Consider the following 20,356-nt stretch of genomic DNA (forward strand, 5'->3'; position numbering starts at 1 on the left):
CGGTGACGGCCCGGCTCCGCGCGGGCCGGCAGTGAGCGGTGACGGCCCGGCTCCGCGCGGGCCGGCAGTGAGCGGCGACCGATCGACAGCACGCCGACCGGTGGCGGGCGCGCCGCCGCCCGTCGCGGCCACCGGCCGGACCCGCCGGGCCAGGGCGGCGGCGGTCGGCCGGGCGCCACAGGACACCCCGGCCGGCCTCGGCACGTACCTGTTGCTGGCCACCTCGATGCTCTTCGCCGCGTTCCCGCTGTACTGGATGTTCGTCATCGCCACCAGCACCGACGAGGCGTTGGCGCAGATCCCGCCGACCGTGGTGCCGGGCAGTCAGTTCGTCACCAACATCCGGGAGGTCTTCGCCAACCAGGACGTGTTCTTCCTCGCCGGCCTCATCAACAGCGTGATCGTCTCGACAGTGGTGACCGCCTCGGTGCTCTTCTTCTGCTCGCTGGCCGGGTTCGCCTTCGCCAAACTGCGGTTCCGGGGCAGCCGGGTGCTGCTGCTCTTCGTGATCGTCACGCTTACCGTGCCGAACCAGCTAGGCGTGGTCGCCCTCTACATCGTGATGGGCCGGCTGGGCTGGAACGGCACCCTGCTCGCGGTGATCGTGCCCGGCCTGGTCACCGCCTTCGGGGTCTTCTACATGCGGCAGTTCATCGTCAACACCGTCCCCGACGAGCTGATCGAGTCCGCCCGGGTGGACGGGGCCAGCACCATCCGCCTGTACTGGAACATCGCCCTGCCGGCGCTGCGCCCGGCCCTGGCGGTGCTCGGCCTGCTCACCTTCGTGGCAACCTGGAACGACTACCAGTGGCCACTGATCACGTTGAGCGGCACCGACTTCCCGACCTCCATGGTGGCCGTCTCCGACCTGGCCGCCGGCAACTACGTCGTGTACCGCCGGGTGCTCGCCGGTGCGTTCGTGGCGACCGTGCCGCTGTTGGTCATGCTGGTCATCGGCGGGCGGCAGATCGTCCGAGGAATCATGGAAGGCGCGGTGAAGTCGTGACCCAGCGAACCCTGCACGACGGCTGGACCCTGCACGCCGTGCCCGACACCGGCCCGGTCCCGCCAGAGAACACCGGACGGAAGATCCCGCCGGAGAACACCGGACGGAAGATCCCGCCGGAGAACACCGGACGGAAGATCCCGACTGAGCTGCTGGGCCGGGACATCCCGGCGAGTGTCCCCGGTTGCGTGCACACCGATCTGCTCGCCGCCGGGCTGATCGACGACCCGTACCTCGACGACAACGAACTGCGGCTGGCCTGGATCGGGCGCACCGACTGGACGTACCGGACGGTCTTCGACTGGCAGCCCGGCGACGACGAGCGGGTCGACCTGGTCTGCGCCGGGCTGGACACCGTCGCCACCCTTACCCTCAACGGCACCGAGGTCGGCCGGACCGAGAACATGCACCGCGGCCACCGGTTCGCCGTCCGGTCACTGCTGCGACCGGGCCGCAACACCCTGGAGGTACGCCTCGACTCCGCCTACCGGTACGCCGAGGCGCACCGCGACGGCCTCGGCGACCGGCCGAACGCGTACCCGGAGCCGTTCAACTTCATCCGGAAGACGGCCTGCAACTTCGGCTGGGACTGGGGGCCGAACGTGGTCACCGCCGGCATCTGGCAGCCGATCGGCCTGCACGGCTGGTCGGTCGCCCGGCTGGCCACCGTCCGCCCGGTGGTGACGGTGACCGGCGACGCCGGCGGCGGTGCGGTGGGACGGGTGGAGGTGCACGCCGCCATCGAGCGGACCGCCGGGGTGCCGCTCACCGTCCGGGCCACCGTCGCCGGGGTCACCGCCGAGGTCACCGTCGCCGCCGGGCAGGACAGCGCCGTCGTGGCGCTCACCGTCACCGACGTCCGGCGCTGGTGGCCCCGGGGGTACGGCGACGCACACCGGTACCCGCTGACCGTGACCCTGCACGACGCGGCCGGCGCGGTCCTGGACGACTGGTCCCGGCGGATCGGCTTCCGCAGCGTCGCGCTGGACACCACGCCCGACGCGCACGGCACCCCGTTCACCCTGGTCGTCAACGACCAGCCGATCTTCGTCCGGGGAGTGAACTGGATCCCCGACGACGCCTTCGCCGACCGGGTCACCCGCGAGCGGCTGGCCCACCGCTTCGACCAGGCGATCGGGGCGAACGTCAACCTGCTGCGGGTCTGGGGCGGCGGCCGGTACGAGTCCGACGACTTCTACGACCTGGCCGACTCCCTCGGGCTGCTGGTGCAGCAGGACTTCCTCTTCGCCTGCGCGGCGTACCCGGAGGAGGAGCCGTTCCGTTCCGAGATCGCCGCCGAAGCCGCCGAGCAGGTGACCCGGCTGGCGGTGCACCCGTCGCTGGTGCTCTGGACCGGCAACAACGAGAACATCTGGGGCTGGCACGACTGGGGCTGGCAGGAGAAGTTGGGCGAGTCCACCTGGGGGCGCGGCTACTACCTGGAGCTGCTGCCCCGGATCGTCGCCGAGCTGGACCCGACCCGCCCGTACTGGCCGGGCAGCCCCTGGTCGGGGCGCGAGGACGTGCACCCCAACGATCCGGCGCACGGCACCACGCACATCTGGGACGTCTGGAACACCCACGACTACACCAGGTACCGCGAGTACGTTCCCCGCTTCCTGGCCGAGTTCGGCTACCAGGCACCCCCGGCGTACGCCACCCTGCGTCGGGCGATCTCCGACGAGCCGCTCGCCCCGGACTCACCAGGCATGGCCCACCACCAGAAGGCGGCCGACGGTGACCGCAAACTCCAACGGGGCCTCGACGCGCACCTGCCCCCGGCCACCGACTTCGACCGGTGGCACTACCTGACCCAGCTCAACCAGGCCCGCGCGATCCAGCTCGGGGTGGAACACTTCCGCTCCCACCGGGGCATCTGCATGGGCACCATCGTCTGGCAGCTCAACGACTGCTGGCCGGTCACCTCCTGGTCGGCCGTCGACGGCGACGGCCGCCGCAAACCCCTCTGGTACGCGTTGCGCCGCGCCTACGCCGACCGGCTGCTCACCGTCCAGCCCCGCGACGGCGGACTGGCCCTGGTCGCGGTCAACGACACCGGGCAACCCTGGTCGGCCCAGGTGACGGTCACCCGCCTCACCCTGGCCGGCGAGCCCCGGGCGAAGACGACGGCGGAGGTGGCGGTGCCGGCGTACTCGGTGTCCACGGTGCCGCTGCCGGCGGAGCTGACCTCTCCGGACTCACCGCGCGCCGAGCTGCTGGTCGCCGAGGCGGGCGACACCGCCGACCGGGCCCTGTGGTTCTTCGCCGAGGACCGGGACATCAACTGGCCGACGGCGGAGTACGCCGCGACGGTCGAACCGGTCGACGGTGGCGTCCTGGTCCGGATCACCGCGTGCAGCATCCTGCGGGACCTGACCCTGCAACCGGATCGCCTGCACCCGGACGCCACCGTCGACGACGCCCTGCTCACCCTCCTGCCCGGCGAGACCGCCACCCTCACCGTCCACACCCCCGTCCCCCTGGACCCCATCCCCACCCTCCACACCATCAACTGAGGTGTAAGGAAGGGCCCCCTATTAACGGATTTGGTAGAGAAGGGTTCCCCGCTCACCAACGGCTGTTAATAAGGGGCCCTTCCTTACCTGCGGGTGGGGCGGGACAATCGATTGATGTCCACTGTGTTCGGTCGTCGGCAGTTGTTGCGGCTCGGCGGGGCCACCCTGGTCATCGCCGGTACCGCCGGGTTCCACCAGCCGACCCAGGCAAGCACCGGCCGGCCGGCCGGGTTGGCGGAGTTGGCCGCCGGCACCGTCACCGCCGACCTGGTCGTCTACGGGGCCACCTCGGCCGGCATCATGGCCGCCGTGCAGATGCGCCGGATGGGGCGTACCGCGTTGATCGTCGATCCGGGCGGGCACGTCGGCGGGCTGACCACCGGCGGGCTCGGCTACACCGACAGTGGGACCAGCGCCGCCATCGGCGGCCTCGCCGCCGAGTTCTACCGCCGGGTGCACGCCCACTACGCCGGCACCCCGGTCACCCCCACCGCACCGATGCGGCTGGTCTTCGAGCCGCACGTCGCCGCCGAGGTCTTCGCCGACCTGCTCACCGAGTACGCCGTGCCGGTCTACCTGAACGCCCGGCTGACCACGGTGCAGCGCACCGGCGACCGGATCACCGGGATCGGCACCGACAACGGGCAGCTCTTCACCGGGCCGATGTTCGTCGACGCCAGTTACGAGGGTGACCTGATGGCGGCGGCCGGCGTCACGTACACGGTCGGCCGGGAGGCCAACTCGGTGTACGGCGAGACCATCAACGGGGTGCAGCTGCGCACCGGGCACCAGTTCACGTTGCCGGTCGACCCGTACGTGGTGGCCGGCAGCCCGGCCAGCGGTCTGCTGCCCGGCATCTCCGCCGCCCCGGTCGCGCGCAACGGCAGCGGCGACGAGCTGATCCAGGCGTACAACTTCCGGATGTGCCTGACCCGCTCGGCCGACCGGATCCCGTTCCCCCGACCGGACGGCTACGACCCGGCCGACTACGAGCTGCTGCTGCGCTACGTGCAGGCCGGCTACCCCGGGCCGTTCTACACCACGCACAGCGTCGGCGGGGGCAAGACCGACTCCAACAACAACGGGGCTTTCTCCACCGACTTCATCGGCGCCAACCACGCGTACCCCACCGCGACCTGGGCCCAGCGGGAGAGCATCGTCGCCGCGCACCGGACGTACCAGCAGGGTCTGATGTGGTTCCTGGCCAACGATCCCCGGCTGCCGACGACGGTCCGGAGCGCGACGGCCGCCTGGGGCCTGGCCGCCGACGAGTTCGGCGCCACCGGCGGTTGGCCACCCCAGCTGTACGTCCGCGAGGCCCGCCGGATGATCTCCGGGTACGTGTTGACCGAGCGCGACTGCCGGGGCTCCGGCCAGGTGACCGACTCGGTGGGGCTGGCCAGCTACACCATGGACTCGCACAACTGTCAGCGGGTCGTCGTCGACGGGCAGGTCCGCAACGAGGGTGACGTGCAGGTCGGGGTGCCCGGCCCGTACCCGATCTCCTATCGCTCGATCGTGCCGACCGCCGGGCAGTGCGCCAACCTGCTGGTGCCGGTCTGCCTCTCGGCCAGCCACATCGCGTACGGCTCGATCCGGATGGAACCGGTCTTCATGATCCTCGGCCAGTCCGCCGCGACGGCCGCGTCCCTGGCCCTGGCCGCCGGTACGTCCGTGCAGCAGGTGGACGTGCCCGCCCTGCAGGCCCGGCTGCGCGCCGACGGACAGCTGCTGAGCTGGCCGCCCGGCGGTGAGGGCGCGATCGTCGTGGACAACGCCGCCCTCGGCGTCACCCGGGCCGGCACCTGGCTGGCCAGCTCGGCGATCGGCGGGTACCACGGCATCGACTACGAGCACGACGACAACACCGGCAAGGGCGTCAACCGGTTCCGCTTCACCCCGACCCTGCCGACCGCCGGGGCCTGGACGGTCCAGCTGCGCTGGACGGCGAACGCCAACCGGGCCAGCAACGTCCCGGTCGACATCACGCACGACGGCGGTACGACCACCACCGTCGTCGACCAGCGCGGCTCGGGTGGGCAGTGGGTGGCGCTGGGGACGTACGCCTTCCCGGCCGGCACCGCCGGCAGCGTTCTGATCCGCACCGACGCCACCGACGGGTACGTCGTCGCCGACGCGGCCCGTTTCGTCCCCGCCTGACCGGCGCTGGCGGGAACCGAACCCGCGTCCGGTTGAAGCAACGCCGCCCCGGCACGGGCAGCCTGGATGTTTGTACTCTGGTTGAGCTGTGTGAAGCTTGCCTTCCTGGTACTTTGGTACCTGGGTACCTTGTGCCCCAGTCACCGCAGGAGGGAGCGTCGTGGCAGCCGCCGTCACGCCGATCAAGGTTGACTCAGCGACCGACCAGTTGATCTCGCATGCCGCGCACTTCCTTGGTCGTTCGAAAAAGAGCATCGTCGACGATGCCATCCGTGAGTACATCGAGAATCACCGCGTGGAGATCCAGGAAGCAGTCGGTAGTGCGCTTCGTCAACTAGATGGATCTACCGCGAGTTCCGTCGCGCTGTTGACCGGAATGTCACGCGACGAGCTGGACGAAATTGGTGGATTTGTCGAGTAGTTGGATAACTATGGGCCCAGCTATCCGCTGCCATGGTGCGGATAGCTGGGCTTTTCCTGTGTCCAAGGGTCGGACTGCTGTGGCGGTACTCTAAGCTCGCTCCGGTGAGCGAGTCGAGTCGATCCTTTGTCAGACCAACCAAGCGATGCCTTGACGATCTTGAGCTTCGCTTCCCTCCTCTTGAGCAACCCCTGCACGATCTCAAGGACCCGGTGGTGGCAAAGTCGCAACAGGTGCCTCAGGAGGTCGCGGCGGGTGGAGCGGAACGGATCCGCGCCATCGAGGATCGAATCTGGTTCAAGGTGAAAGTCGGGCCCTGTCGCGGCGCGGTGACCGAGTTGGCTGGTTCAGAGGCTCAGCCCGCCGAGATCACTGAGGCATCAGCATGGTGGTGGCTCGGTGCCGCTGGCCGACGGCAGGAGGGTAGCGGCACCGATTTCTACCGTGCGCTGGCCGACGAAGTGAGCCGTGCTGGTAGGGGATCGGGCAGAACCTAATCCGGTCATCTTCTCCCCGCCGCAGTGGACATCAAACGGTTGAGGGCCGAGCTTGCCGTGCAGTTGACCATGGGTATCAAGCGGGTCGTCCGACAGCTTGTAGCGGGATCGATCAGAACGGGACGAACCTCGACTGTGACCCTCAGTAGACACCGGATCTCTGCTCTCGTCCGAGCGCAGGACGAGGAGGCGTACCTCGCCATCACGGCGGAGGGGTTCATCGACCCCCGATTGCTGGCGGTGATTCTGGCATCGGTGCCTCACCTGACCGAGCAGGACTGGATTCCAGAACCCAAAGGAGTTTTCGGCATTCACCCGGAGATGGGACAGATTGTCTACTCGGCGTTGATTCCACCAGTAGTGCAGGCTGAGATTCTCGACGAACTTGTCGATGATCAGTGAGTCCACGCCGACATCCTCAACCAGGAGTGACAGGCTCGGCACCCTCGCGAAGTCGTAGGTAGGTGATTGGTCCCGGTGTTGGAAGAGTGGGCAGAATGGTCGGGTGAGCAGGGCGGTCGAGCAGACGAACCGGGCGATGCTGCGGGCCCGGGACGCGATGGACCGGGCGTACGCCGACCCGCTCGACATCCCCGGCCTGGCGAGGATCGCGTACGTCTCCGAGGCCCATTTCATCCGGACCTTCCGGAAGATCGTCGGGGAGTCACCCACCGGGTACCGCAGCCGGCGGACGGCACCTTCCGCGCCTGTGCCGAGTTGCTTCACCAAGGCCTGGACGCGCCCGAGCAGTTTTGGATAAGCAGCAGGTCACAGCCCTGACCTAGCGTGTGGGGCATGACGATGAACATGATCAGCCGCTCCCAGATCTTCGTCCTCGACCAGGACGAGGCGCTCGACTTCTACGTCGGCAAGCTCGGCCTGGAGGTGACCCTGGACCTGGATCTCGGCTTCATGCGCTGGCTGACGGTCAACCTGCCCGGCGACACGCGCGAGATCCTGCTGGAGAAGCCCGGCCCGCCCAACCTCGACCCGGCCACCGCCGAGCAGGTCCGGGAACTGCTCACCAAGGGCGCCGCCGGTGGGTTCCTCTTCATGACCACCGACGACGCCCACAAGACGTACGAGGAACTGGTGGCCAAGGGCGTCGAGGTCACCGACGGGCCGACGGAACAGTCGTACGGCATCGACTTCGGCATCCGGGACCCGTTCGGCAACAAGATCCGCATCGGCCAAATGTCCACCTGAAAGGAAGGGCCCCTTGTTAACGCTTTCTGTATAGGAAGGGGCCCCTCCAAACGAGAGGAAGGGTGGGGCGACCCGGCGGGATCCGGGCGGGGGAGGAGGGAGGGGGCGGCAGCGTGCTGCCTCACGCCGGCCGGAACACCTCGTCCAGGTGCCACTCCAGGAACTCGCGGTGTGGCCGGTCCCGGCGAGCCTCGGGTACGGCGATCGTGGTGCCGGCCCGGGAGTAGAACTGCTCACCGTTGCCGAACTCTGCCCGCAGGCGCGGACTGACCATGAGTCGATGTTTCGGGTCGACGCCCAGGTATCCATGGTCGAACAAAGTGTGCACATCGGAGCGGAGCAGCAGTCCGTTATCCAACCGGTGCTCGCCGCCGGCTGGTAACGGCCTGATGTGCGCGGCCTGGAGCACTGGCTGGATCCGGTCGCCGGTGATCGCGCACCGCCGTCCGTAGGCATTCAGCACCACCGCCTTGAACGACTGCTGGCCCAGCCGGTTCGGGACCAACCGAGGATCGCCGTACACCGGTCCCGGTCGGTGCCACGACCCGTCGAGGTCGACCTCGACGGTGGCGCCGAGCAGGCGTCCGATCAACACCTCGAAGTAGCCCGAAGCTGCCTGGCTCGCGACGTCATAACCTTTGCCCTGTACGACATTCGGTGCGAACTCCGGCGGTGGTGCCGCTGGCTCGTCGGGCGGAAAGAAGACGGTGTCGCGGATGAGAACGCACCCGATCAGCGGATCCTCGTCGAGCGCGAGAGGCGCCCGACGGTACCGACCGACGAGCCGACGCATGTCGGCCAGGTTCGTCACCCCGTTGCCTTCCCCGAACAGGTCCCATGCCTCGGAGATTCGTAGCTGGGCGAAGCCACTGAAGAAGCCACCGCCCACCACGCTGTTGTGCGGGTGGTGGGTCTTGAAGAAGAAGGGTTCTGCCGGGGAGAGCGCCCGGAACGCCCGAGAGCCTGCGGGACGCCAGAAGTTCACCTCGGTGAGGTGCGGTCGGGACGCCAGGAACCGGAACCAGTCGCCGTCGGTCACCCCGACATAGGCCTTCACGCCGGCATTCTGCCCGATGGAAGTGTGCCGCGTCAGCCCTCGTCGCCCAGCTCGGCTTCTCCCCGGCGCAGCCGAGTCAGCAGCCCTTGCCCTGGCAGGGCACCGTCCTTGGCTTCGGATACCCGCCGGCTCCCTCTGCGACCACGCCCCCGGCGACGGCTCCCCGCGAGCAGCACCAGCAAAGGCTCAGCCACACCTGACCCGGTCCATCAGTCCGGCACGCGCCGCCGCCGGGTACGCCCGAAGCACCCGGCACACGCCGGAGTCGCACCGGCTCTAGCATCGTTGACATGGCGACCCGGCTGGTGCAGATCAACATGAAGGCTCGGGACGAGGCCGCGCTGGGCGGGTTCTGGGCGGCGGCGCTCGGCGACTGGGAGGCCTCTATTGAGGAGCCCGGCGTGATCAACCTCGAACCCAGGGGCTTCACCTATCCCGACCCGTCCGCCGTCTGCGTCGACATCGTCGTCTCCACCGAACCCAAGACGGTGAAGAACCGGGTACACGTCGACCTGGCCACCGGCTCGGCACAGCAGCAGCGGGAGTTGGTCGCCCGGCTCACCGGGCTCGGCGCGCGGCCGGTGGACGTGGGCCAGGGCGACGTGCCGTGGACGGTCATGGCCGACCCGGAGGGCAACGAGTTCTGTGTCCTGGAGCCCCGATCGGCCCACCGGGACACCGGGCCGATCGCCTCGGTGGTGGTCGACTGTGCGGATCCGCGCGCGATGGCCCGCTTCTGGGGTACGGCGACGGACTGGACCGTGCACGAGGTGACCGACGACGGGGCGATGCTGCGTTCGGCTGCGGGCGTCGGCCCGTGCCTCTGGTTTGTTCGCAGCCCCGACGCCAAGAGCGGGTGGAACCGGGTCCATCTCGACGTCCGCCCGTACCCGGGTGACGAACTGGCGGCCGAGGTGGCCCGGCTCCGGTCGCTCGGGGCCACCGTCGTCGACCTGGGCCGCAGCGACATCCCGTGGCAGGTCATGGCCGACCCGGAGAGCAACGAGTTCTGCGTGCTCACCCCGCGCTGACCCGCGCGATCGTCTTCGATCGGGGGAGGGTCAGGCGCTATCGCTTGGTGTGACGGGTGAAAGTCGCCCAGGCGGTGGGGGTGAAGGTGAGTGCCGGTCCTGCCGGGTCTTTGCTGTCGCGTACGGCGACGATGCCGGGCAGGTTGTCCGCTACCTCCACACACTCGCCGCCGTTGCCAGCGCTCCGGCTGCTCTTGCGCCACTGGGCGCCGGTCAGGTCAGCCATGATGAACCTCCCAGTCGTCGGGTCGTGCCAGTGGGGATGTCGTTCACTTCGATCGGCCGGTTGATCGACTCGGTTGGGCTGAAATGGCGGTATCCAGCGCCTCCGGATACCGCCACATCGCTACAACCGTGTTGATCGAGGGTGCGGTCAGGCGCTATCGCCTGGTGTGACGGGTGAAAGTCGCCCAGGCGGCGGGGGTGAAGGTGAGTGCCGGTCCCGCCGGGTCTTTGCTGTCGCGTACGGCGACGACGCCGGGCAGGTTGTCCGCCACCTCCACACACTCGCCGCCGTTGTCGCCACTCCGGGTGCTCTTGCGCCACTGGGCGCCGGTCAAGTCAGCCATGGTGCACCTCCCCAATCAATTTGTTGATCAACTCCCTTGATTGTTCTCGATCCAAGGCTAGCCTGTTGAGGCTCTTCCAGACCCTCTCGTACGAGGCGAACTCGTCGGGGCGGTCGAGATACAGAGCGCCGGTGAGGGACTCGCTGTAGACGACCGATGGCTCTGGCGTGGAGCGGTTTCCTGGCGGGAAGTCCAGCATGACGAAGGCCCCGGCAACCGCGCCGGAGTGCAGACCGGCTGCGAGCGGAAGCACTCGGATGGAAACCCGGCTGCGTTCGCTTACCTCGTGCAGATGCCGGAGCTGCTCGACCATGGTCGGGCTGTCACCGACGGTCTTGATCAGCACTGCCTCGGAAAGCGTCACCTCAAGGACGGGTGGCGGCGGCAGACGACGGGCCAGCAACTTCTGCCGTTGAAGACGGGCCTCGACCTGGTTCTCCCGCTCCTCCTCGGTCATCTCCAGCTGATGCTGGTAGACGGCCCGTGCATAGCTCCTGGTCTGGAGAAGGCCCGGAATCATGCTGTCGTAGAAGAAGCGAAGTCGGCTGGCGGACTGTTCCAGGCCCACGTACAGCTCGAACCAGTCGGGGATGGCGTCGCCGTAGGCGTGCCACCAGCCCTTCGCCTTCGTCTCGCTCGCCAGGGCGACGAGTGCGCCGGTCAACTCCTGGCTGGCATCGTAGAGCTGGCACATCGCGCGGACGTCCACCCCGCGCACCGATCCGAGTCCACTCTCGATCCGCCAGACCTTCTGCCGGCTGCACTCCAGCGCGTCGGCCGCCCCGTCCAGGGTCACCCCGGCCTCGGTGCGCAACTGCCGCAGCGCCCGGCCGAGCTGCCGTCGCGGCACCGTCGAGCCCATATCCTCCACCAACGATCACGCCTCCTTCCAAATTTTTAACATCCGGAACAGCTCCTCCGGAATGCCTAACCGTTATCCAGAAATAAGTCAAGAATCGGCACCAAAAATCGTTGCGCCAATGGTGGTCGGGCCGCAGGATGGCTCTAGCGCGGCAGTCTGGGACCTCCCCGGTCCCGGCCGTCGCACCCTTCTCTCGTCGTCCTGACCAGCGGTTCAGGCATCTCCTTACTGATCCTGAAAGGGGTTGGTGGCCTCGTGCGCCCATTTCTTAGGCGGGCAGTGGAAGTTGGCTTCGGTGCAATTTCTGCTCTCTGGGAATCCCACGAGAAATGCGTCCGGCACCGCCACGTAAGGTCAGGTCAGGAAAGACCGTGCGGCACGCCGTACCGGAGTGTTGCGGGTGGGCGGTTGCGGCCCTGGCAGGTGCGCGACCGGCTGTTCACCCCGCGTGGCCGGCACGGGGTGGACGCCGCCGAGGTACGCGCCTTCCTCGACCGGGTGGCCGACGACCTGGCCGCCTGCTACGCCGAGGTGGCCGCCACCCACGAGCGGGCCGACCGGATCCGCGACGCGCTGCGCGAGTGGCAGAGCGAGCAGGCCCGCCGCGCGTTGGCGAGCATCCGGTGAGCGAACGGTTCGTGGCGCACCTGCCGTTCACCGCCGCCGACCTGCCGGCCGCGCGGCAGTTCGCCGGGAGCCTGGCCCGGTCGGTGAACTTCTGGTCCGAGGTGGACGCGGGGGAGACCACGGTCTCCCTGGAGGACGAGCAGTGCGTACATCATCGGGTCTTCTGTGACCTGCCGCTCGGCGGTGGCCGGCGGTGCGCGCGGCGCGTCCAGCACGGCGGGCCCTGCTCGGCGCGGCCGTCGTGGTGAGCGACCGGGCCACCGTCGTGGTCTGCGCGGAGTGCGACGGCAGCGCCGTCCGCGTCGATCCCTGCCGCTGCACCCGCTACGGCGACCGCTTCCTCGCCGCCGACGAGCCGCCGCGAGCCGCCGACGACCCGCCGCGAGCCGCCGACGAGCCGCCTCGAAACACCGACGAGCCGTCGCGAGCCGCCGATGAGCCGGCCCGCGCCAGCGCTCAAGCCGCGTACCGGGATTGTGTGGTGTGTCGGGGGATCGGGCAGGTCGCCGGGGCGTGCCAGCACTGCCGGCGGACCGGGCGGCGGCGGGCCGAGCTGGTGCTGACCGTGGCCAACCTGGACACCGGCGCGGTCGCCTCGCACCGGCTGCGGCCCGGCGGGCTGGCACCCCGACCGGACCGCGCGGCCGGGTGGGTGGTCGACCTGCCCGCCCGGGTACGCGAGCTGGCCGCCACCGTCGGGGTCGCGGTCACCGGCGACGGGCCCGCGCCGGTGGTGCTGCCCCAGCAGTGGCGGCCCGACCTGCCGGCCGAGCAGCGGTACGTCCTGGAGGCGCAGGCCCTCGTCGCCCGCGACCGGGTGCCGTGGTGGGTGCTGACCGGCCGGTCGGACGCCCCGCCCCCGGTCGACCCGGCGGCCCGGCTCGCCGAGCTGTGCGCCGTCGCCAACCTGCTCCTGCTCGACCTGGTGATCGAGGTACGCCGGCAGGCTGGCTGGTCCACCTGGGACATCCGGTACGAGGTGCCCGGCTCACCGGTCGGTACCGGGCTGACCGGGCGCAGCGCCGACGGGCTGCCGGACGCCCTGGCCCGCACCGACGTGCGCCGGGCCCTGGACGGGCTCGCCGCCCGGGGGCGCACCGCGCCGGCGTACCTGCTCCGACCCGAACTGCCCGCCCAGCGTGGCCCGCTGCGCCCGGTCCCCGTCGACCTCGACGAACTGGAACGGCGCCTGCGGGACCCGGCCATCGGCGGCCCGGCCGCGGGCGGCTCGGCCCTTGGCGGCTCGGCCATCGGCGGCTCGGCTGCCGGTGGCGAGCTGCCTGGCGCGCAGGCGATCTGGCGGGACCACCGCTGGTGGCACACGAGTCTGTGCCCGGACGCGCCGGTCGAGGAGCTGACCGAGGACCCGACCGGGCAGGTGATCCGGCGTACCCGGGTGCCGCTACGCCGGGACACGCCGCCGCCCCCACCGGCCTGGCAGGGCGAACCGGTGCCGTGGCGGCCCTGCCCGGACTGCGTACCCGGCACCCGGCTCTGCGCCTGCCTCTGCACCCTCGGCGGACGCCCCGCCGCCCCGGACTGCGCCGCCTGCGCCGGAGCCGGCCGGGCCCCGTCGGTGCTGAGCTGCCACACCTGCGGCGGCACCCACCGGCTGTATCGGACCCTGACCGTCACCCTCACCGACCTGCGGCACCGGGTCATCCACCTGGCCTGGCACGCCGGCACCCCGGAGCCGGCCCCGCTGGTCGCCACCCAACCCGGCGGCCGGCCGGTGGTCCAGCTTCCCGAGCGGTACCGGCTCGCCGCCTGGGCCAGCATCCTCGGCGTACGCCCGGACGACCTGACCGAGGCCGACGGCGGCTTCGAACTCACCCAGGACCTGCGCGACGGGTACGTCACCCTGCCCTCGTCGGTCGCCGACCCGGTCACCGAACACCTCGACGCGGCCGGCCCGGGGCTGCCCGCCGGACGGCTGATCGTGGCCGCCGTCCACCCCACCGTCCCGCCGGTCGCCGAGCTGATCCGGCACGCCGTCGGCCTCGACCTGGCGTGCGTGATCCAGGTCTGGGACCTGCGCGCCAACGCCGGTGACCCGCTGCGGATCCGCGGGCGGCGCTGGTCGGTGGAGCTGCTGCCGACCCCGGTCCGGCCGACCGTCGACGACGTGCCGTACCACCCGAGCGTCGAGGCGGCCGTCGCCTACTGCCTGGAGTACCTCGACACCGCCTACGACCGGGCCGTACCCGTCGACCCGGAACAGCCGCTGCCGGCCCCGGCCTCGGCGGCCCGCCCGCTGCCCGCCGACCCGGTGCCCGCCCTGGAACGCCTCGCCGCCGGCCACCCCGGGCAGGTGCTCACGGTCGCCTTCACCCGCGCCGGCTGCGTCGTGCACCACCACGACGACGACCAGGTACGCCCCCTCGCCCACGCCCCCGACCTGCCCACCCTCCTCACCACCCTCCGGCTGCCCTGAGCTGGGTACGATCAGGGCCATGAACCGGGCAACGGCGGAACGGGCGGCGCTGGTCGCGCTACTGCGACAGTCCGATCTGAGCTGGTCCGACGCCGCCCACGACGTTCAGGAGGCCGGCAGCGCGCTCGGCGTGCTCGGCCGGGTCGTGGGCCGGGCGGACACGCTCTTCCCCGACACCCGGTCCGTCGACGCGCTGGTCGAAGCGGCCGCCGGTGACCTTGCGGCCTGGGAGGCCGGAGGGATCACCGTGCGGGCCTTCTTCGACGACGACCATCCCACCCAGCTTCGCGACGTCCGGGAGATGCCGCCGCTGCTCTTTACCCGAGGAGACCTGCGGCCCGATCTTCGCGCCATCGCCGTGGTCGGCAGCCGCGAGGCCAGCGACCGGGGCCTGGAGATCGCCGGATCGGTGGCGACCTCGCTGGCCCGCCGGGACGTGACGGTGGTCAGCGGCCTGGCCAAGGGCATCGACACAGCCGCCCACGAGGCCGCACTCGCCGCTGGTGGACGTACCGTCGCGGTGATCGGCACCGGTATCCGTCGGCACTACCCGGCCACCAACCGCGCCCTCCAGGAACACATCGCCGAGGTGGGACTGGTGATCAGCCAGTTCTGGCCGGACGCGGCCCCGACCCGGCAGAGCTTCCCGATGCGCAACGCTGTGATGAGCGGTTACGCAGCCGCCACCGTAGTCATCGAGGCCGGTGAACGCAGTGGAGCCCGGGTCCAGGCCCGGTTGGCCCTTCAACACGGCCGTCCGGTGGTGCTGACCGGCCAGGTGATGAGGCACGACTGGGCACGCTCCTTCGCCGACCGGCCCGGGGTCCACGTCGCACGAGGCACGGCGGAGCTGGTGGAAGCGGTCGATGCGATCCTCGACCGGGTCCCGGCCGCCGCCGAACTGGAGGGCTTCCCTGAGTTCGCCAGCCTCTGACCCGTGGTCCAGGATCCAGGCTTACGTCGAGACCCAACGAAACTTCCTGCGCAATCCGATGCCCGCTGAGCAGTGGATCTGCCCGGTCTGTCGGGGTGTGCGTACCTCCGGTTTCGACCTCTGCTATCCCTGTCAGGAGCAGCACACGGACGCCGGGGGCCTGCTGGCCGATGTAGTCCTGCCGATCTCGTACTCACCGCGGTTCGGCCAGCATCACCACCACCTGCGTTCGTACAAGTCCTCCCCGGCGCCTGCTCAGGCGAAGTGGAATCTCCTGGCGTTGCTGTTGCTCTTCCTGCGAGAACACCTCGACAGTGTGGCCGGGAGGCTCGGCGGCATTGCCCACGCACCTCGTCGCTGTGCCCAGCACGCGGGGGAGGCCCGGCCTGCATCCGCTCCAGGAACTGGTCGGAGGGCGTCTTCGACTGCCCTGGCTCGTCGCCGTGCCCAATCGCTACGGGCCCGACGCTCGGCACTTCCAGCGCGACTGGTTCACCGTGCGGCTTCCCGATCGCAGCGGGAAGGTCCGGCCGCTGGTGCTCGATGACACGTGGACCACCGGATCCCGAGCACAGTCGCTCGCACACTCGCTGAAAAGAGCTGGAGCCAGCTCGGTGGAGGTCGTTGTGCTCGGACGGCATGTCAATCCTGATCACGCGGCATCCCGGCCATTGCTGAAGGCGATCGAGGAACCGGTGTTCGACTTTTCGATCTGCGCTGTCGAGCGGTAGGAGCGGACCTGCATGAACGGTGTGCCCCATGGATTCCCGGACGGCGGGAATCCGCTCGGTCAGCTCTCCCTGGACCAGCTCCGGCCACGGACCAGCTTCAAGTGGCGGGAGTACCCCGAGGACGTACTGCCGCTCTTCGTGGCGGAGATGGACGTACCACTGGCCGAGCCGGTCGCGCGGGCGAGGCGACCTACCTCGCCTGGCTGGACTGCCGTGAGCTGGGCCTCGGCGACGACCCGGCCGCCGCCTTCCTCGACCGTGGCCGGGTGGCGCTCAACCCCGGCCCGACCTTCGGCACCGGCGGTGCCGGCCATGTGCGGCTGAACCTCGCCACCGCCCCCGAGATCCTCACCGAGGCGGTACGCCGGATGGCCGCCGCCGTCGGCTGAGCGTCGGCTCAGTCCTCGCCGGTGACGTACGGCCGGGTGGTGGGGGTGGTGGTGGCCGGGATCTCGATGATCGGCACCCACTTGCCCACCGGGTCGGCCAGCCGGTCGGCGGTGAAGCTGAGCGTGCCGCCGGCGCCCGGCACCTCACTGCCGTTGTTGAGGTTGAGCAGTTGACCGCGGACGTTGCCGGCCCGCGGCACCTCGTCCGGGGGTATCTGCCGGGCCACCAGGCGGATCGCCTTGACCGCGGTGGCCATCGCGTCGTGGTGGGTGAGCAGGTACCCGTCGGTCAGCGCGCCCGGTTCGCCGAACTGCTCGCTGCGGAAGGCGGTCAGGAACGGCGGCAGGCCGTCCGGCACCGGGCCGGGTGGCTGACCGACCGAGGTGAACCAGGACGGGTGGACGGAGGCGGAGTTGACGATGGTGATCCGAGCCTCGGTCAGGGTCGGTGCCAGGCCCGCCAGGTCGGCCAGGCCGGTCGCGCCCACCATGATCGAGATGGGGTCCCGGCAGCGGCGACCGGCCAGGGACCGGACGAAGTCGTCCAGGTCCAGCGCGCGGCCGGCGTACAGGATGAGGTTGGGTCGGGGGGTGATGCAGACGCTGTCCCGGATGGTGGCGAAGAGCTGGGTGCGGTTCCTGGTGTCGGCCGCGCCGAAGAACGACTTGGCGTCGACGGTCAGATAGTCGTCGAGCTGCGTCTCGTAGGCCCGGCGCAGGTCCTGGACGTAGAGGTCCGGCTCGGAGTCGTCGTAGACCAGCATGCCGGCCCGCAGGTCCGGGTGTTCGTCGAGGTAGCGGCTCAGGGCGCGTACGTAGTCGGTGTCGCTCGGTGAGGCGCGGACGAAACCCTTGATGTCGCGGAACTCGTCGGTGGTGGCGATCCCGGCGACCATCGGCAGGTCGCTGTCGGAGTCGGAGAGGTGCCGGGCGGCGTCCCGGGTGGCGACGATGCTGGTGCCCATGCCGACGACGGCGACCAGCGGGGTCTCGTCGTCGGCCATCGCCTCCAGCTTCCGGACCACCGGCAGCCACTGCGCCTGCCGGCTGCCCGGGTTGGCCAGCACGAGCTGGATCAGCGGGGACCGGTCGTCGAGGTCCGGCGAGTGGTTGGCCCGCCGCTGCGCCAGGTAGGCGCCCTGGACCGCGTGCCGGACCTGGGCGGCCGTCATGAAGCTCTCCGTCGTGGCGGTCATCGGGGAGAGCAGGGCAACCCGGACGTACCGGTGCTCGTCCGGGTCGGCCCGCCACTGCTCGTGGACCCAGTCGTTCTCCCGGTCGATGGCCTGCTGGACCGAGCGTAGATCGGCGCTGAAGGTCCAGGCGGCGGCGTCGGTGAGCACCCCGACGCACTCACCGTCCACCCTGCTCAGACCGGACCGCAGGTCGCCGCAGGCGGTGACGACCCGGTGCGTCACCAGCACCCCGGCGGCGACCACCGCGACCACCGTCGCCAGCACGGCGGCCGTGCGTAGCACCGTGCATGTCCGGGGCACCCGGGGAGCAAGATAGTTCACCGGTACGTCGGCCACCGGGCTGACGCCGGATCGGCTGTTCACCGCCATAGGTCCGCCAACGCCTTGTGTCGGGTCGCCTCGGCGACCAGCAGGGATCGGTCGTCGGGGAACTGCAGGGCCACCGCCCGGAAGTCCCGCTTGATGTCGTCGTGCAGGTCGGCCCGGTGCCGGCCGGTGAACGGGTCGGCGGCCAACCACAAACCGGCCAGCAGCCGGGTCACCCGACCGAGCCGGCTGTCCGGCTCCGCCCCGGTCGCCCGCGCCAGCCGGTACGCCTCGTCGGCCGGCGGCACCGAGTGCGGCAGGTTCGTCGGGGCCTGCGCCACCGCCCGGAGCGTGGCCAACCAGTCCGCCGCCGGCTCGGTGCTGGTCCGCTCGGCGAGCTGCGCCGCCACCTGGCCGAGCCTGCCCAGGGCCAGCGCATGGTACAGCTCACCCACCCGGTCACCCTGCTCGGCGCACTGGGTCCTGAGCCGGCCGTGTACCTTCGCCCAACCGTGCTGGGCCTGCGGACGCCGGGCGGCCAGCCGGCGCAGCAGCAGCCGGCGCAGCGGCGGTGGGCCGATGTCGGCGTACCGGGTGTCGGCGGGGTGTACGTCGGCGTGCCGGCTGTCGGCGTGCCGGGCGTTGCCGGACCGGCCGTCGGCGTGCCGGGCGTCGGCGTGCCGGACGTTGCCGGGTCGGGCGTTGGTGGGCCGAACATTGGCGTCGCCGTCGGCGTCGTCCGGCCAGAGCTGGGCGAGCAGGGCGCTCAGCTTCCCGGTGTACCCGTCGGGGGTCAGCAGGCCACTACCAACCGCCAGCGTCATGGCCTGTTCGACGGTGCGTGCGGCGGCACAGGTGGTGAGGGTCTCCACGTCGTCGTCGGGGAACGGGTCGCCGTCGTCGAGCCCGAGCAGGTGCCGGCTGATCCGTTCCTCGATGGTGCACTGCACCCGGTCGGTGTCGTCAGGTGGCGGTGGCTCCCGGCGGGCCAGCACCACCCCCAGCTCGTTGCCGCCGGCCGGCCAGGAGGACACCTCGGCGGCACTCGCCAGCAGCAGGCTGACCGCCGCCGGATTGCCCTGGGCGAACTGCTGGACCTGCAACGGCAGCCGACGGTCCAGGCTCGGGTGCGCCGTGCTGACCTGCTGCACCACGTCGGTGTCGGTGAGCCGGGGCAGTGCGTACCGCGCCCACCGGGGCCACTGCCGGGTGCCCGGTCCCGGGCGGCGCAGCAGCAGCGGCTCGTCGGACTCCAGGATGCGCTGCTCGGCGGTGCCGAAATGCTCGCCGAAGGGTTCCCGGGCGGTGGCCACCACGGCCAGCGGGTCACTCTCCCCGGCGGCACGCAGCCGGACCAGCTCGGTCAGGAAGTGCCGGCCGAGACGGGTGTCGGCGTTGTCGAGCAGCACCACGCAGCGCGGCAACCAGGTCCGGCGCCGACGGCGACCGAGACCGGCGACCAGATCGGCGCGGAACGCCGCCCAGAGCAGCTCGTCGCGCTGGCGGGCATTGTTGCCCAGGTTGGGGCGGCGGTGCCACTGGTTCAGCTCGATCAACGTCTCGACCGCCGGGCGACGGTGACTGCCCTGCGTGCCGTACCACTTCTGGGCCCGACCCAACACGAACGGGCTGCTCCACCGCCACGAGGCGAGTCGACTGACTAGGGTGGCGAGGATCCGGGGGACCAGGCTCAGCGGGGCCTGGACGCTGGCGGGCAACCCGGCCGGCAGGTTGCCGGCGCCGTCGCGCAGCGTGGTCACCAGGTTGTCGATGCCCCGGTGGGTACGCAGCAGGGCATTGATCTGCCGGCGGGCCCGCTCTCGGTCGTGCAGGTCCAGGCTGGCGTTCTCCATCACCAGCTTGCCGACGGCCAGCCGGGGGAAGCGCAGGGTGCCGTAGAGCGGGCAGGGTCGGCCGAGGTGGAAGGCGAGCGCATACAACACCTCGGGGGTGCCGGTGCGGCCCGTGGCGGCCAGGTCGACATGCGCGTAGGGCACCCGTCCGTCGAGCAGCCCGGTCAGCGCGGTGAGCAGCGCCGACTTGCCGCCACCCCGGTCGGCCTCGAAGACCAGCACCGGCGGTGCCGGACCGTCGGCCGGACAGGACATCACCTCGCGTACCAGTCCGACGGCGTGCCGCCGGCCGAATATGGTCACGACCCCTCCCCCCGAAGGCCGCCATGGTTGGTGCCACCATGCTCGGTCCACCCGGGGCGGACGTGCAGTCACCTGACGGACACCCGAGCTGACCGTTATCGGACCCGGCCCGGCCCGGGGGCAGCCCTCTGGATCTCGGAAGGAAAGTGCCCCACCGGAGGCCGTTTCCCTCCAAGTCACCCTCTCTGTTGCAGACGCCTCGCAGGCGTCAAGCTCGGTTCCCCCACCACCCCACCCCACCACCCGCCCCCGCCGAAG

The 20,356-nt window shown here is 70.6% G+C and carries 20 protein-coding genes and 1 pseudogene; 15 read left to right on the forward strand and 6 right to left on the reverse strand.

The window, feature by feature from the left end; genetic code table 11:
* Positions 1–226 precede the first annotated feature (226 nt).
* The 8 genes from ACN28G_RS03615 to ACN28G_RS03650 all read left to right on the forward strand — a co-directional run bounded on the left by ACN28G_RS03615 (position 227) and on the right by ACN28G_RS03650 (position 7,806).
* Positions 227–1,006 (forward strand): carbohydrate ABC transporter permease, encoded by a 780-nt coding sequence (locus ACN28G_RS03615; protein WP_091446092.1) that lies wholly within the window; start codon positions 227–229, stop codon positions 1,004–1,006.
* A complete protein-coding gene (locus tag ACN28G_RS03620; protein ID WP_421478409.1) occupies positions 1,003–3,522 on the forward strand; it encodes a glycosyl hydrolase 2 galactose-binding domain-containing protein in 2,520 nt (839 codons plus the stop codon). Before ACN28G_RS03615 ends, ACN28G_RS03620 begins: the two co-directional genes overlap by 4 nt.
* A 114-nt stretch (positions 3,523–3,636) precedes the next feature.
* On the forward strand, positions 3,637–5,682 hold the full coding sequence (locus tag ACN28G_RS03625) for an FAD-dependent oxidoreductase (RefSeq protein WP_421478410.1): 2,046 nt from the start codon (positions 3,637–3,639) through the stop codon (positions 5,680–5,682).
* 160 nt (positions 5,683–5,842) lie between these two features.
* Positions 5,843–6,103: a hypothetical protein gene (locus ACN28G_RS03630; protein WP_421478411.1), complete on the forward strand. Its 261-nt coding sequence runs from the start codon at positions 5,843–5,845 to the stop codon at positions 6,101–6,103.
* A gap of 104 nt (positions 6,104–6,207) precedes the next feature.
* Positions 6,208–6,600 carry a hypothetical protein gene (locus tag ACN28G_RS03635; RefSeq protein ID WP_421478412.1) on the forward strand — a complete coding sequence of 131 codons (393 nt, stop codon included), beginning with the start codon at positions 6,208–6,210 and terminating at the stop codon, positions 6,598–6,600.
* A gap of 24 nt (positions 6,601–6,624) precedes the next feature.
* Entirely contained in the window at positions 6,625–7,002 is a 378-nt protein-coding gene (locus ACN28G_RS03640) for a hypothetical protein (protein ID WP_091435425.1), read from the forward strand.
* Between the two features lie 103 nt (positions 7,003–7,105).
* Complete coding sequence (locus ACN28G_RS03645; protein ID WP_421478413.1) at positions 7,106–7,360, forward strand: hypothetical protein; 255 nt, start codon at positions 7,106–7,108, stop codon at positions 7,358–7,360.
* A 35-nt stretch (positions 7,361–7,395) separates the two neighbouring features.
* The gene (locus tag ACN28G_RS03650) at positions 7,396–7,806 is read left to right on the forward strand and encodes a VOC family protein (RefSeq protein WP_091435427.1); all 411 of its coding nucleotides are present in this window, start codon (positions 7,396–7,398) and stop codon (positions 7,804–7,806) included.
* A 121-nt stretch (positions 7,807–7,927) separates the two neighbouring features.
* On the opposite strand, the gene ACN28G_RS03655 is transcribed toward ACN28G_RS03650, so the two are convergent.
* Positions 7,928–8,863 (reverse strand): HNH endonuclease, encoded by a 936-nt coding sequence (locus ACN28G_RS03655; RefSeq protein WP_421478414.1) that lies wholly within the window; start codon positions 8,861–8,863, stop codon positions 7,928–7,930.
* A 290-nt stretch (positions 8,864–9,153) separates the two neighbouring features.
* Here ACN28G_RS03655 and ACN28G_RS03660 point away from each other — a divergent pair, with 290 nt between their 5' ends.
* Positions 9,154–9,894: a VOC family protein gene (locus ACN28G_RS03660; protein WP_421478415.1), complete on the forward strand. Its 741-nt coding sequence runs from the start codon at positions 9,154–9,156 to the stop codon at positions 9,892–9,894.
* A gap of 37 nt (positions 9,895–9,931) precedes the next feature.
* On the opposite strand, the gene ACN28G_RS03665 is transcribed toward ACN28G_RS03660, so the two are convergent.
* The 3 genes from ACN28G_RS03665 to ACN28G_RS03675 all read right to left on the reverse strand — a co-directional run bounded on the left by ACN28G_RS03665 (position 9,932) and on the right by ACN28G_RS03675 (position 11,337).
* Positions 9,932–10,120: a DUF397 domain-containing protein gene (locus ACN28G_RS03665; protein ID WP_091435430.1), complete on the reverse strand. Its 189-nt coding sequence runs from the start codon at positions 10,118–10,120 to the stop codon at positions 9,932–9,934.
* A gap of 154 nt (positions 10,121–10,274) precedes the next feature.
* Positions 10,275–10,463, reverse strand: a complete 189-nt coding sequence (locus ACN28G_RS03670) for a DUF397 domain-containing protein (protein WP_421478416.1) — start codon at positions 10,461–10,463, stop codon at positions 10,275–10,277.
* Positions 10,456–11,337: a helix-turn-helix domain-containing protein gene (locus ACN28G_RS03675; protein WP_421478417.1), complete on the reverse strand. Its 882-nt coding sequence runs from the start codon at positions 11,335–11,337 to the stop codon at positions 10,456–10,458. Before ACN28G_RS03675 ends, ACN28G_RS03670 begins: the two co-directional genes overlap by 8 nt.
* Before the next feature lie 288 nt (positions 11,338–11,625).
* Here ACN28G_RS03675 and ACN28G_RS03680 point away from each other — a divergent pair, with 288 nt between their 5' ends.
* From ACN28G_RS03680 to ACN28G_RS03705, 6 genes and pseudogenes are all read left to right on the forward strand, one after another.
* Positions 11,626–11,952 carry a DivIVA domain-containing protein gene (locus ACN28G_RS03680; RefSeq protein ID WP_421480854.1) on the forward strand — a complete coding sequence of 109 codons (327 nt, stop codon included), beginning with the start codon at positions 11,626–11,628 and terminating at the stop codon, positions 11,950–11,952.
* Positions 11,949–12,200: a hypothetical protein gene (locus ACN28G_RS03685; protein ID WP_091435433.1), complete on the forward strand. Its 252-nt coding sequence runs from the start codon at positions 11,949–11,951 to the stop codon at positions 12,198–12,200. Before ACN28G_RS03680 ends, ACN28G_RS03685 begins: the two co-directional genes overlap by 4 nt.
* A complete protein-coding gene (locus tag ACN28G_RS03690; protein ID WP_421478418.1) occupies positions 12,146–14,386 on the forward strand; it encodes a hypothetical protein in 2,241 nt (746 codons plus the stop codon). Before ACN28G_RS03685 ends, ACN28G_RS03690 begins: the two co-directional genes overlap by 55 nt.
* Positions 14,387–14,405: 19 nt before the next feature.
* Positions 14,406–15,320: a DNA-processing protein DprA gene (locus ACN28G_RS03695; RefSeq protein WP_421478419.1), complete on the forward strand. Its 915-nt coding sequence runs from the start codon at positions 14,406–14,408 to the stop codon at positions 15,318–15,320.
* A 443-nt stretch (positions 15,321–15,763) separates the two neighbouring features.
* Positions 15,764–16,051: a hypothetical protein gene (locus ACN28G_RS03700; RefSeq protein WP_421478420.1), complete on the forward strand. Its 288-nt coding sequence runs from the start codon at positions 15,764–15,766 to the stop codon at positions 16,049–16,051.
* A gap of 173 nt (positions 16,052–16,224) precedes the next feature.
* A pseudogene (locus ACN28G_RS03705) lies at positions 16,225–16,440 on the forward strand (pyridoxal phosphate-dependent aminotransferase); the annotation flags it as partial.
* A gap of 8 nt (positions 16,441–16,448) precedes the next feature.
* On the opposite strand, the gene ACN28G_RS03710 reads toward ACN28G_RS03705, so the two are convergent.
* Positions 16,449–17,999 (reverse strand): ABC transporter substrate-binding protein, encoded by a 1,551-nt coding sequence (locus ACN28G_RS03710; RefSeq protein WP_421478421.1) that lies wholly within the window; start codon positions 17,997–17,999, stop codon positions 16,449–16,451.
* Entirely contained in the window at positions 17,996–20,098 is a 2,103-nt protein-coding gene (locus ACN28G_RS03715; RefSeq protein WP_421478422.1) for a hypothetical protein, read from the reverse strand. The genes ACN28G_RS03710 and ACN28G_RS03715 overlap by 4 nt, the downstream gene beginning before the upstream one ends.
* Positions 20,099–20,356: the final 258 nt, after the last annotated feature.

It is taken from the genome of Micromonospora sp. WMMA1923, from assembly GCF_049179195.1.
GTDB classification, from domain to species: domain Bacteria; phylum Actinomycetota; class Actinomycetes; order Mycobacteriales; family Micromonosporaceae; genus Micromonospora; species Micromonospora yangpuensis.

Excerpts from the sequence above, each read along its gene's own strand:
- ACN28G_RS03615 (WP_091446092.1), top strand. The coding sequence starts at position 227 with ATGCTCTTCGCCGCGTTCCCGCTGTACTGGATGTTCGTCATCGCCACC.
- ACN28G_RS03625 (WP_421478410.1), top strand. The coding sequence starts at position 3,637 with ATGTCCACTGTGTTCGGTCGTCGGCAGTTGTTGCGGCTCGGCGGGGCC.
- ACN28G_RS03650 (WP_091435427.1), top strand. The coding sequence starts at position 7,396 with ATGACGATGAACATGATCAGCCGCTCCCAGATCTTCGTCCTCGACCAG.
- ACN28G_RS03660 (WP_421478415.1), top strand. The coding sequence starts at position 9,154 with ATGGCGACCCGGCTGGTGCAGATCAACATGAAGGCTCGGGACGAGGCC.
- ACN28G_RS03665 (WP_091435430.1), bottom strand. The coding sequence starts at position 10,120 with ATGGCTGACCTGACCGGCGCCCAGTGGCGCAAGAGCAGCCGGAGCGCT.
- ACN28G_RS03670 (WP_421478416.1), bottom strand. The coding sequence starts at position 10,463 with ATGGCTGACTTGACCGGCGCCCAGTGGCGCAAGAGCACCCGGAGTGGC.
- ACN28G_RS03695 (WP_421478419.1), top strand. The coding sequence starts at position 14,406 with ATGAACCGGGCAACGGCGGAACGGGCGGCGCTGGTCGCGCTACTGCGA.